This window comes from Seonamhaeicola sp. MEBiC01930 (assembly GCF_045277075.1).
Classification (GTDB): domain Bacteria; phylum Bacteroidota; class Bacteroidia; order Flavobacteriales; family Flavobacteriaceae; genus Seonamhaeicola.
Window position 1 is genome coordinate 2,025,490 of sequence record NZ_CP104270.1, and the last position, 12,850, is coordinate 2,038,339.

The window sequence follows — 12,850 nt, forward strand, 5'->3', positions numbered from 1 at the left end:
AAAACAATGAACCTTAGTTAAGAAATTCGTTTTCTGATTCTGCTTAAAGCCTGTGGAGTTACCCCAATGTAAGAGGCCAAATATTTTAAAGGTATTTCTTTAATTAGTTGCGGTCTTTCTGTAAATAAGTTTAAATATCTTTTTTCAGCAGTATCATTAAGAAGTGATTGTTCTCTTTGTGATTTCATTAAAAAAAGATTTTCGGCTGTCACTCTACCAACTATATGACCAATTTCTGTGCGCTTATAAATGTCTTGCAAATCATTAAAACTCAATCTCCATAATGTGGTTGCTGTAAGTGTTTCTGTTTGGTAGGAACTGGGTGATTGTGTTAAAAAAGAATCGTAAGCACTCATGAATTGTCCTTTAAAACAAAACCCAAATGTGATATCGTTTTCTATTTTAGGAATATATAATCTAATAGAACCATTTTCTATAAAACTAAGATGGTTTTCTACTTTTCCTATTTCTAGTAGCGTAGTTTTTTTCTTGTATTCAGTTCTTTTAAGTTTAGATGAAAATATTTCCCAATCACTATCACTTACTTCAACAATGCGCTCTAAATATTCTTTTATTTGATTCATTCTGGAGTTTTATTATTTAGATTATTGTTAACGGTCTTGGCTATTAGTATTGGTGTGGTTTAGAACTTAACTTTGCAAATACACACCAAGTTGGAAATTCCGCAGGAATTTCCAAAGTAAGGGAGAATAGGTGTTTGCTTACAGATATTTTTGTGCGTTTGTTATTTAATTGTTGTAATTTCTTCTCGTTAACTCTTGTTTAATTTCGTTTGCCAATGCATTGCTACTAGTAAGTATTTCTTTAATATATTTTCTTTTATTTCCATTAACACCAACTATCACATGGTTATAATATCTGTATAAAGCTAAATAGGTAGGTGAATTATAATTCCCTATCCAACTCGTGTCAATTCTATTTCTATCGAATTCGGGATTTCCAAAGTATTTTTTCAAAAATCGGAAGGTATTTAAATCGGGATTTTTCATATACTCTCTTCCGTCCTCAGTTATTTCTCTCATGAATTGTTGATACTTTTCTATTAAAGCATAATGCTCGTTTAAATGAATTAGTAATTGTTTGTTCTTAATAATATAAATTCCGCTAGTATTGAGCATTTCATTATAGGTCTTTCTATTTATCTCTATATTATTCCAACTTTTGTGCATTACCAAATCAATATTCACAATATCCTTTACTGATGTTGCTTTAAGTAATAGTTCTGGTATTTTTTCTTGATTGGATAGATAACCTGCCAAAATGGAATCTTGCTTAGTTAAATGTTGAATATCGAAATTGATATCTTCTTGCAGTTTTTTAATAAAGGATAATTCCTTCTTGTGTTCTTTTCTGTTTTCGTTTAAATCGTTAAGCTGAATAGCTATTAAAATTCCAATTACAACAAGAATAATTTCACCAATGGCATATTTAAAATATTTTCCTGTTCTATTTTCTAGCATTAAGTTTTGTCTAATTTTTCTAAAGAATTTTATCATAGGTTAGCAGTTGGTTATAATGAAGCACAGCGTGTTTGTGTATGGTTTGTTGCGTGTTTTAAGTACCTAATTTAGCAAATACTAATCGAATAGAAAATCTGCAAGGAATTTCATAAGTAGGCGAGAACAAGCAATTACTTATAGCCATTGTTTTAGGTTGTTTTTTTAGTTAGGAAACTTATTAATTCTTCTAAACTGTCTTATTACTGTCGTGTCAGAATTCAAGAGTCTTAAAGTTATCTTATTCTCATCAAATTGGATCTCCCAAAAATCTCTTTTGACTTGGTCTCCATATGGAATTAATTCAACCTCAGGTTTATGTCCGTGAACATTATAAACCCCATTTACCCTTCCTTTTTCAGACCCTATAACAAAGCGTTTATCCCATCTAAAAAATATATAATCGTTGATTTCTTTTTTATCCGATTCCTCAAAATAATTGCCATTACTTATTGCTTTTTCTAATTTCCAAAGCCCAAGTATTTTGTCACCGTATGTTTCTGGAAGTTTAGATGAACGTTCTAAAGTGACTTGGATGTTTTGTCCTTCTTCAGTTCTCTTCCAGATCAATTCATTTTCATTAATCGATATCACAAAGGGATCATTTAAATCCTCTAATCCGTTTGAGTTTATTATAGATAACTCATTTGAATTCTTATCCAAATTCCAAGTCCCGTATGAATGTTGAAACCTTCCATTGCCTGATTCTTGTGTTAAATCGGAATTAAAACGAGTCCATCTTGCATTTGGGGTCATTTCTTCTTCTCCCACCTTTACCGATTTAACAATCCATAATCCTTCAATTGTTGATTTATTTTCACAACCAAATAATAAAAAAATAACTATAAAAGAGAATATTGATTTCTTCATGTTTTTGCTTTAATTACCAACGGTTTGGCTATGATTTCGTTGCGTGTTTGAGCAACTAATTTAGCAAATACAAACCAAAAAGAAAACCCGCAAGGATTTTCTTAAGTAGGCAATTGCCATAGCAATTAATTATATACGGTGATGTGGTGTCGTTTTTATTCAGTTATTATATATTTTCGACCAATTAATTCACATTTTTTAGTCACATTCCAAAAAGCAAAACCAGATTCGCCTGTCGGTATTTTTCGTGTTATTATTTCTCCGTTTGTCTTTCGAATTCTAAAATCAGCGAAATGTCCATTTTGTTTAACACTTATTCCATCTTCTCTGTTAGTCACAAAAGCTTTAAATCCGTTGTGCCACTCAAATTCGGAGTATTCAATGAATTCAGATTTTAAACTGTCCAAAATAACAAATCTATGAGTTGAGTTTATAATAAATTCAGATTCAGATATTTTTAAAATCAAAACAGGAATTTCATTTTTTTTCAATTCCATTTTTTCACTAAACACACTTTGTTCCGATTCAGGAATTAAATCAAAAAGAGTAAATAATTCAGTTCCATTGAAATCAGATTTCTCTTTTCCGAAAAATCCAAAAAACCAAAATTCCATTTGGTCTTTTACTTTTTCCGATGATTTTTCAATTAATTCACTCATTTTCTTAAATGCACCACAACTAGTATATATGCACAACTTTTATCCGTATATACCTCAATTTTGGGCGGCTATACGGAGCTTTTGATAATAATTACTCCTTATAGCTAATAGGATTTTATGGACGAAAATTCTTATGCAATTTAATGATGTTTTACAAAATATCAAATGGGGTACTTTATAAAAATGAATTTATTTTTTAGCCCTTTTCATTTCTTTCTCTAAATGATCTAAATACAAAATACCATTTAAGTGGTCTATTTCATGTTGAAATATTACGGCTGTAAAACTATCAACAGTTTCGGTCTTGTGTTCTCCTTTCTGTGTGTTGTATTCAATTGTAATTTTATGTGACCGTGAGTTTAAAGTATCTGTTCTATCAGGAATTGATAAGCAGCCTTCTCTAACACTTTGTTTTTTATTTGAGTATTCAATAATTTTTGGATTTAAATACACCTCAAAAGGAAAGTTTTCTTTATCAAAACGTTGTACCCAAATAATATTTTTTAAAATACCCACTTGTGGTGCAGCAATACCAACACCAAGAGACATACTGTCTCGTACTGTGGCATATAATCGTTTTATAAATTTTTGTTGAAGGGTATCTGCTAGATTTGGTTTTATATAGCTGCTTTTAGTTCTTAGTAAGAGCGAATCACTTTTATTGGTGATTTTATAAACCCGCATGGGTTTATTGTCATTGTCATTAGAAATCAATTTTTTTTCAAATTTAGTGAAGTTTCCTTTTGAAACGTTTCTTGTGCCTGAACATCCTATGATTAAGAATGTTAGGAAAATTAATGGAAAGTATTTTTTCATCTGAGTAAGATAATTAAAAGCCCCTTAGGGTTACCATTCATTGATGCGGTTAGAGTCTAACTTTATAAAGATAAATATTAAAATAGTAAAGGCCCAAAGCCCCGAACCACCATAACTAAACATGGGTAACGGAATACCAATGGTAGGAATTAAGCCCATTACCATACCTATATTAATTAAGAAGTGAATAAAGATAATGGATGCCACACCATAGCCATAAACTCTACTAAATTGTGACTTTTGTAATTCGGCAAGATGAAGAATACGTAGTAATAGCAAAACAAATAAAATGACTACAAATGAGGTGCCTAAAAAGCCCCATTCTTCGCCAACGGTACTAAAAATATAATCTGTATGTTGTTCAGGTACAAACTTACCAGTGGTTCTTGTGCCTTCCATAAAACCTCTTCCTGTAAAACCTCCAGAACTAATGGCTTTTTCAGATTCATTTAAATTATAGGCAAAAGTTTTTTTCATTTGTTCTAGTTTAACAGGGTCTTTTTCTAAGCGTAGCCATAAACTAATACGATCTTGCTGGTGGGGTTTCAAAATACTTTGATAAAAGAATTTTACTCCAAATGATAAACCAATTGAAAGAAGAATAATAGAAATAGATTGAAACCAGGAAATCTTTTTCTTGTTTAAAAATCTATAGGTAAGCACTAGAATACAAGCTAAAATTGAGGTAATTATAGCTCCAAATTTTAAAGCCAAAACAGCAAGTATAACTGTAGAAATGCCAATGGTTAAATAATATTTAGGTAAGCCTTCCCTATACAAAACAAAGAAGAATGCGCCATAAACTATGGTGCTACCTGTGTCATTTTGTAGTAGTACTAATAAGGCAGGAATTGTAATTATTATAAATGTTTTTATTTGATCTTTAATTGATTTTATATTAGTGTTAAGGTCACTAATATGTTTGGCAACGGCTAAAGCAGTTGCTGTTTTTGCAAATTCACTGGGCTGTAAGGTCATGCCACCAAATGCATACCATGAGGTTGCGCCATTTACGTTTTTTCCAAAAATAAAAAGCCCTACTAATGAAAGCATGGAAACAATGTATATAATACTAGAAAATCGTTCATAAAACTTAGCATCAATACCCAGCAGAATTATGATAAGTCCAAAAGTTAAAAAGATAAAAATAAGTTGTTTACCATAAGGCTGTGAAAAATCAAAATAGTTAATGGTATCTCCCGTATGGGAAGCCGATAAAATATTTAGCCATCCAAAGCCAACCAATAGTAAAAATAGGATAATGGTTATCCAATCAAACTTAAAATATCGCGTTCTATCGGCGTTCATTTATTCTATTCTTTGAGTTTTCAAAGCCTCATATTGGTCTACAGTCATCATTCTAGATTTGGCATTTATTTCAAATGGTTCACCTAGAAATGGTTTTTCATATTCGTGTTCTAAAGTGTAAGTAAGTACCCAATTTTCAAGATCTTTTCTAGTAATGGTTCTATTAATATATTTTTCAATCATTAGAGTAGCTATTCTTCCAGCAAACCTAGCACCATAGTAACCGTTTTCAACTAAAATAGCTAAGGCAATTTTGGGATTTTCTTTAGGTGCAAAAGCTACAAAAATAGAATGGTCTGTAAGTTGTTTTCTCTCGCCGTCAATTTTGGTAAAATTTTCTGCCGTTCCTGTTTTTCCGCAAATTTCTATTCCTGGTGAATTTAAAAACCAAGCGGTTCCGTTTGGTCCATATACATCATGTAAGCCTTCAATAACAGGTTCAAAGTGTTTTTTTTCTATTGTTGTTTGGTGTTTGGTAGTGTATTTAGAAGGAATGGTGTCATTCTCAATATGTTTAATAATATGTGGTGTGAAATAATGTCCTCTATTAGCAATAGCAGCCATCATATTAGCTAATTGAATAGGTGTAACTAGAACTTCGCCCTGGCCAATAGAATTAGAAATAATGGTTGTTGCACCCCATCTAAAATCTGGATACCAATTATCATAGTAAGGACCATCTGGGATATTCCCCTTTTTTCCAATAGATAAATCATAGCCTAAATAATTTCCCAGTCCAAAACTTTTTATATGATTGCTCCAGTGATTCATGCCTTCGGTGGCATTATTATATTTATCAATGGTTTTTCTATAGGCGTTAGCAAAATATGAATTGCAGGATTTTGAAATACCATTGTTTAAAACTCTGGTGCCAGAACCACAATGGCATCCCATTGGTCTGCTTCCTCCATAATGATATGCTCCAGAGCATCTAACAGAGGTGCGTTCGTCTATAACGCCTTCTTGTAACGCAGTTAAAGCTATTAGGGTTTTAAAAGGTGAACCAGGTTCATGCATTCTTAAGAGTCCTTTATCAATTAAAGGAAGATGTATAGAATCATTATGTAGCTTAGTATAGTTTCTAGAACGCTTTCTACCAACTAAAAGATTAGGGTTGTAAGATGGTGCAGAAACAAGACTAAGAATTTCACCAGTTTTAGGTTCAATTGCTACAATGCCCCCAACTTTGTTTTTCATTAAAAACTCACCATATTCTTGAAGTTCAGCATCTATTGTAATTGTAATGTCTTTTCCAGCTACGGGTAAAGTGTCGAATGTTCCGTTTTTATAAGAACCAATATTTCTATTAAATCTATCTCTTTGATAACGCTTAACACCTTTTAATCCGCGTAATTCTTTTTCATAAGATTTTTCAATACCCTGTTTACCAATAATATCACCACTTAAATAATAACCATCATTTTTTATTTCTCTTTGGTTAACTTCTGCAATATATCCAAGTACATTGGCACCAACAGATTTTTGGTAATGACGAAGCGAGCGCTTTTGAATATAGAACCCTTTAAATTTGCGCATTTTTTCTTGTAAAGAAGCATAATCTTCTTTTGATAAATGTGAAACGAAAACAGAAGACAGTCTTGGAGAATATCTTTTAGCTCTGTTAAAGGTTTTAATAAATTGCGTTTTGTTGATTTTTAGTAGGTTACAAAATTCAAGGGTGTCTAATGGTTCCACCTCACGGGGTATAACCATAACATCATATGACGGCTGATTAGAAACTAAGAGTTCTCCGTTTCTATCATATACAAAGCCGCGTTTAGGATAATCATAAACTGTTCTTATGGCATTATCTTCAAGTAAATTATTTCCGCTAGACGAAACAATTTGCAGATAAAACAATCTTGAGATGAATATTATACCAACAAGAATTATTGACCCAAAAAGTAAAAATTGCCTCATTTAGATTGTCTACTAAAAATAATAGATATTATAACACTTATTAAAATAGTAAATATACTAGAGAATAACGTTTTTTGAAGTGTTAAAAGTATTTTGGAAATACTAAATATTTCCAATGAAAATAAAATTAAATGATGTGCTAAAACCAGAAATGCAATATATGTTATTTTTGATCCTAGGTCTATGGCACTAAATCTAACTGTTTGATGCTCATACTGCATACCAAAAGAAGATTTTAAAAGAAATGGCCTAATGTACGCTATAAAGACACTTGCCGAAGCATGAATACCTCCAGAATCCATAAACATATCAATTGTTAACCCTAACAGAAAACTTAAAGCTATAAGTATTATTCTATTGTTTTTAATTGGGAAAAATGCAATAAAGAGAATATAAATGTAAGGGTTCAAGTAGCCTAAAAAGTTTACATGATTAAATATTAATACTTGCACTAATACTAATGCTAAAAACCTAATGATATTTCCAGTAATTACATTATTCATTAAGCAGGCTATTAATTTCTTCGCTATTTACGTTTTCAATAATATAAACGTGCTCTAAATTGGTCATATCATTAAATAGCTTCACATTTATTTCATAAAAATTTTCAGCAATGTCATTTTTAAAATCTTGAACTGTACCAATAGGAATACCTTTTGGGAATATTGATGATTGACCAGAGGTAATAATGGTGTCTCCTTTATTTACTTTAGCATTTATGGCAACATCAATGAGTTGAATAATCTCAGGCGTTTTACCATTCCATTTTAGAGATCCGTAATGATTTGTTTTTTTTAACCCAGCACTTATACTACTGGTGGAATTTAAAATTGAAATAACAGTTGAGAATCTAGAACTAGATTTATCTACAATACCTACAATACCCTTGGAAGTAATGATACCATAATCTTGCTTGATACCATCTTGTTTTCCTTTGTTAATCAAAAGAACATTATTGGTTCTAGAATAACTGTTTTTAATAATTTTAGCGGTGTGAAATTTATAAGACTTGTTGTAAGAAACAGTGTCTAAAAATGAGGTGTCTATTTCAATATTGTTATTAAATAATAGTGTTCTCAACCTATTGTTTTCTTCTGATAGAAGTTGGTTTTGAGATTTTAGGTTTAAATATTCACCAATGTTATTTACAGAATTATAAATACCACCACTTAAGAAATTTGCAGAATTTATAAACTTACTTTTATGGTAAGAATGTGATTGAATTGTAAAAACTATACCAATAAAAAACAGCAATAAGAACAACAGAAAGTTTTTATTCCGTATTATAAAATTTATAATCTGTTGCATAGTCTAACCTTATTGGTATGCTATTTTATCAATACACTTTTGTATTTAGGTAAATTTTTAAGTGTAATACCAGTACCTCTCACTACAGCTCGTAGTGGATCTTCTGCTATGTAAACAGGGAGGTCTGTTTTTTGAGACAAACGTTTATCTAAACCACGTAGCATAGAACCACCACCTGCTAAATATATACCAGTATTATAAATATCGGCTGCTAATTCTGGTGGTGTTTGAGATAATGTTTCCATTACCGCATCTTCAATACGTAAAATAGATTTGTCTAAGGCCTTAGCAATCTCTCTATACGATATAGAAACTTGTTTAGGTTTACCTGTTAATAAGTCACGACCTTGTACGCTCATGTCTTCTGGTGGTAACTCTAAATCTTCAGTAGCAGAGCCTATTTGAATTTTTATTTTTTCTGCAGTACGTTCTCCAACATATAGGTTGTGTTGCGTGCGCATATAATAAACAATATCGTTGGTGAATACATCACCTGCAATTTTTACAGACTTATCACAAACTATTCCCCCTAAAGCAATCACAGCAATTTCAGTAGTACCACCACCTATATCTACCACCATATTACCTTTAGGTTGCATAATATCAACTCCAATACCAATTGCAGCTGCCATTGGTTCGTGAATTAAGTAAACTTCTTTTCCGTTTACACGCTCTGCGCTTTCTTTTACCGCACGCATTTCCACCTCGGTAATTCCTGAAGGAATACAGATAACCATTCTAAGTGCAGGTGTAAAGAACTTCTTTTTTAATGCTGGTATGTTTTTAATAAACATACTTATCATTTGTTCTGATGCATCAAAATCTGCAATTACACCATCCTTTAATGGGCGAATGGTTTTTATGTTTTCATGAGTTTTTCCTTGCATTAAATTTGCTTCCTGACCAACAGCTATTATTTTTCCGGTAATTCTGTCACGAGCCACTATAGAAGGGGCGTCAACAACAACTTTGTCGTTATGAATAATAAGAGTGTTTGCAGTACCTAAATCTATTGCAATTTCTTCGGTTAGGAAGTCAAAAAAGCCCATGTATTTCTAGTGGTTTAATTGGGTTAGTAATCGAAATCTTGTAAATGTAATAAAAGTTAATAAAAATATGCACCTAGACACACTTAAAATACTGTGTAATTTTCAGCTTATTATTTTTATACGTCTTTTATCGGTTTTTAGACTTTAGGATTTACTATTTAATGCTTAAAGTGACGCGTTCCTGTCATTACCATGGCTACATCATTATCATTACAATAATCAATGCTTAACTGGTCTTTAATTGAACCACCTGGTTGAATTACAGATGAGATACCTGCATTTTTCGCAATTTCCACACAATCAGGAAATGGGAAGAATGCATCACTTGCCATGGCAGCACCATTTAAATCAAAATTAAACGAATTAGCTTTGTGTATGGCTTGTTGTAAGGCATCCACACGGCTTGTTTGCCCAGTTCCACTAGCACATAGTTGTTTGTTTTTAGCTAAAACAATAGTGTTAGATTTAGTGTGCTTGCAAATTTTGGAAGCAAATAGTAAATCTTCAACCTGTGCATCAGTAGGAGCAATGTTGGTAACGCTTTTAAGGTCTTCTGCTTTATCAGTAATATTATTTCGGTCTTGAAGTAAAACACCGTTTAAACAGCTTCTTACATTCATTGCTGGCATTTGAACATCATGAATTTCTAATAAAATTCTATTCTTTTTACCTTTTAATACATCTAAGGCTTCAGCGGCAAAAGAGGGTGCTATTACAACCTCACAGAATAATTTGTGAATCTCTTCGGCAGTAGCTAAATCAATTTCTGTATTACTAATTAAAACACCTCCAAATGCAGAAACAGGGTCGCCAGCTAAAGCATCAACATAAGCTTGTTTTATAGTGTCTCGTTGTGCTAAACCACAAGCATTGTTGTGTTTTAAAATGGCAAATGTAGGAGCATCATTTTTAAATTCTAACATCAAGTTTACGGCTGCATCAACATCTAAAAGGTTGTTGTAGCTTAGTTCTTTACCGTGAAGCTTGGTGAATAGTTCATCAAAATTCCCAAAGAAGAATCCTTTTTGATGTGGGTTTTCTCCGTAACGTAATACTTTCCCTTTTGTTTCACTTACTTTTAAAGCTGCTACTTCATGATCTGCATTAAAATAATTAAAAATAGCAGAGTCATAATGTGATGATACATTAAAAGCTTTAGTTGCAAAACGTTTTCTGTCTTCTTCAGAAAGCGCTCCGTTTTTATCTGTAATTAACTCTAAAAATTCAGCATAATCATCAACAGAAGAAACACAAATAACATCGGCGTAGTTTTTAGCGGCAGCTCTAATTAATGAAATACCACCTATGTCAATCTTTTCTATAATATCTTGATTACTGGCACCAGAGGCAACTGTTTTTTCAAATGGATATAAATCTACAATAACAACATCAATTTGAGGAATCTCATATTCCGCTAATTCAGCAACATCTCCTTCATGGTTTTGTCTATTTAAAATACCTCCAAATACTTTTGGGTGTAATGTTTTTACACGTCCTCCTAAAATTGAAGGGTATGAGGTAACATCTTCAACAGGAACAACATTCACTCCTAAATCGTTAATAAACTTTTCAGTACCACCGGTTGAATAAATAGTGACTCCTTGTTCATTTAATTTCTTTACAATAGGTTCTAAACCGTCTTTACTGAATACTGAAATTAGGGCAGATTTAATAGTTTTTGTGTTGCTCATTTCTGTTGAAATTTTATGAGATTTGTAATAAAACGCAAAAGTAGTAATTAAAGTCAGAAATCAATCAAGCAAAGGCCTGAATTTAAGTTGTTTTTTCAACTAAAAGCCTAAGTTGTTAACAAGGTTCTTATAATTCCAAAATGAAATATCTTAATCTAAAAGAGAATTTTGGTTTTTACTTAAGTATTGTTGATACTTGATTACAAACAAATTCTAAAAACTGCTCATCGGCTTCTGTAAATGGATCTGGTGTATTAGAGTCTATATCTATCTGACCTACATTTTCACCATTAACAAAAATAGGAATCACAATTTCAGCCTTAACTGTAATGCTACAAGCAATATAATTATCTTGAGCAGTTACATCTGGCACTACAAAATTTTGGTTACTAACTGCTACTTGTCCGCAAATACCTTTACCAAAAGGAATGACCGTATGGTCTGTAGCTTCTCCTATATAAGGACCTAGGATAAGTTCTTCCTCATTCCCATTTCTAAAATAAAATCCCACCCAATTATAATAATCAATATGCATTTCAAGTAGTTCACAAATTTGTAAAAGTCGTTCATCAACAGTTTTAATATTGGTGTTAATAATGGTTTTAACGTGTTGTTTTAGTTGCTCAAAAGTCATATTAATAAATGTTTTTGGTAAAAGTATTTAAAAAGGTGTAAATTCGAAATTCAGATTTACAAAATGTTTTTTTGAAAACACTTCTTCTAAAATATAAAACTGTTCTAAAATTTATCCTAACTTTTTTAGTGGTTTATATTGGGTTATCATTTCTTTATAGCTGGTATTTAGATTTATCTGATGGCTCTAAGTTTTATCCAGATTATATTACCAATTTGGTGGCTATTCAAACGGAATCTGTTCTTAATACTTTTGGTTATTATGGTCAAGTCTTACCACACCCTAATGAACCATCAATGAAAGTAATTGTAAATGGTAATTATTTAGGGCGTGTTATAGAAGGTTGTAATTCTGTAAGCGTGGTTATTTTGTTTGTGTCTTTTATTATAGCATTTTCAGGAGCATATAAAACTACGGTTCTTTATGTTCTTTCTGGTAGCGTGCTAATTTATGTTGTTAATTTGTTGAGGATAGTTTTGCTGTCTATAGGGTTATATCATTATCCCGAAAAGGAACATATTTTGCATACTGTGATCTTTCCAGCCATTATTTATGGTTTGGTTTTTCTGCTTTGGATTTTTTGGGTTAATAGGTTTTCTAAATTGAAACGTAGTGAATAAACCATTGAAATACATCTTGTTAATTGTGTTATTTGGAATGCTTATATGTATTAGAGTATTTGAAAATCAATTATTCTACGATCCATATTTAGTGTTTTTTCAAAATGATTTTCTGTATATAGATAGCCCTAGAAGAGAAATAGCAAAACTTTTAGCATTTACAACTTTACGTTATGCTTTAAATACCATTATTTCTTTAGCAATTTTATTAGTGGTTTTTAGAGATAAGAGCATCATTAAATTTTCGGTGTTTATATATGTTATTGCCTTTGTAGTTTTGCTTTTAATCTATTCTTATTTTGTTGTAAATCCCAAACAAGAAGACTATTACATGTTTTTTAATGTAAGACGTTTTTTAATTCAACCTATTATTTTAATTCTATTATTACCAGCTTTTTATTACCATAAATTGAAGAATTAAATGTTAATCATTTAATAAAAAAGATTGCTGAAGTAAT

14 protein-coding genes are annotated in these 12,850 nt (G+C 31.3%); 2 read left to right on the top strand and 12 right to left on the bottom strand.

Annotated elements, in window-relative coordinates:
• Positions 1–17: 17 nt before the first annotated feature.
• The 12 genes from N1F78_RS08835 to N1F78_RS08890 form a co-directional block, all read right to left on the bottom strand.
• Complete coding sequence (locus N1F78_RS08835) at positions 18–584, bottom strand: Crp/Fnr family transcriptional regulator (protein ID WP_406682799.1); 567 nt, start codon at positions 582–584, stop codon at positions 18–20.
• 165 nt (positions 585–749) lie between these two features.
• Positions 750–1,517, bottom strand: coding sequence for a DUF6090 family protein (locus N1F78_RS08840; protein WP_406682800.1), 768 nt, complete (start codon positions 1,515–1,517; stop codon positions 750–752).
• Positions 1,518–1,682: 165 nt separating this feature from the next.
• The gene (locus tag N1F78_RS08845) at positions 1,683–2,387 is read right to left on the bottom strand and encodes a hypothetical protein (RefSeq protein WP_406682801.1); all 705 of its coding nucleotides are present in this window, start codon (positions 2,385–2,387) and stop codon (positions 1,683–1,685) included.
• A 155-nt stretch (positions 2,388–2,542) separates the two neighbouring features.
• Entirely contained in the window at positions 2,543–3,046 is a 504-nt protein-coding gene (locus N1F78_RS08850) for a hypothetical protein (protein ID WP_406682802.1), read from the bottom strand.
• A 189-nt stretch (positions 3,047–3,235) separates the two neighbouring features.
• A complete protein-coding gene (def, locus tag N1F78_RS08855; RefSeq protein WP_406682803.1) occupies positions 3,236–3,862 on the bottom strand; it encodes a peptide deformylase in 627 nt (208 codons plus the stop codon).
• Between the two features lie 30 nt (positions 3,863–3,892).
• Positions 3,893–5,170 (bottom strand): rod shape-determining protein RodA, encoded by a 1,278-nt coding sequence (rodA, locus tag N1F78_RS08860; RefSeq protein WP_406682804.1) that lies wholly within the window; start codon positions 5,168–5,170, stop codon positions 3,893–3,895.
• Positions 5,171–7,090 carry a penicillin-binding protein 2 gene (gene mrdA, locus N1F78_RS08865; protein ID WP_406682805.1) on the bottom strand — a complete coding sequence of 640 codons (1,920 nt, stop codon included), beginning with the start codon at positions 7,088–7,090 and terminating at the stop codon, positions 5,171–5,173. It abuts the gene before it with no gap.
• Complete coding sequence (gene mreD, locus N1F78_RS08870) at positions 7,087–7,593, bottom strand: rod shape-determining protein MreD (RefSeq protein ID WP_406682806.1); 507 nt, start codon at positions 7,591–7,593, stop codon at positions 7,087–7,089. The genes mrdA and mreD overlap by 4 nt, the downstream gene beginning before the upstream one ends.
• Positions 7,586–8,398, bottom strand: coding sequence for a rod shape-determining protein MreC (gene mreC / locus N1F78_RS08875; RefSeq protein WP_406682807.1), 813 nt, complete (start codon positions 8,396–8,398; stop codon positions 7,586–7,588). Before mreC ends, mreD begins: the two co-directional genes overlap by 8 nt.
• 20 nt (positions 8,399–8,418) lie before the next feature.
• Positions 8,419–9,447 carry a rod shape-determining protein gene (locus tag N1F78_RS08880; RefSeq protein ID WP_406682808.1) on the bottom strand — a complete coding sequence of 343 codons (1,029 nt, stop codon included), beginning with the start codon at positions 9,445–9,447 and terminating at the stop codon, positions 8,419–8,421.
• Positions 9,448–9,605: 158 nt separating this feature from the next.
• A complete protein-coding gene (gene purH / locus N1F78_RS08885; RefSeq protein WP_406682809.1) occupies positions 9,606–11,138 on the bottom strand; it encodes a bifunctional phosphoribosylaminoimidazolecarboxamide formyltransferase/IMP cyclohydrolase in 1,533 nt (510 codons plus the stop codon).
• Between the two features lie 175 nt (positions 11,139–11,313).
• Complete coding sequence (locus N1F78_RS08890) at positions 11,314–11,772, bottom strand: GAF domain-containing protein (RefSeq protein ID WP_406682810.1); 459 nt, start codon at positions 11,770–11,772, stop codon at positions 11,314–11,316.
• A 71-nt stretch (positions 11,773–11,843) separates the two neighbouring features.
• Here N1F78_RS08890 and xrtF point away from each other — a divergent pair, with 71 nt between their 5' ends.
• Positions 11,844–12,392, top strand: a complete 549-nt coding sequence (gene xrtF, locus N1F78_RS08895; RefSeq protein WP_406682811.1) for an exosortase family protein XrtF — start codon at positions 11,844–11,846, stop codon at positions 12,390–12,392.
• Complete coding sequence (locus N1F78_RS08900; protein WP_406682812.1) at positions 12,385–12,813, top strand: exosortase F system-associated membrane protein; 429 nt, start codon at positions 12,385–12,387, stop codon at positions 12,811–12,813. The genes xrtF and N1F78_RS08900 overlap by 8 nt, the downstream gene beginning before the upstream one ends.
• Positions 12,814–12,850 lie beyond the last annotated feature (37 nt).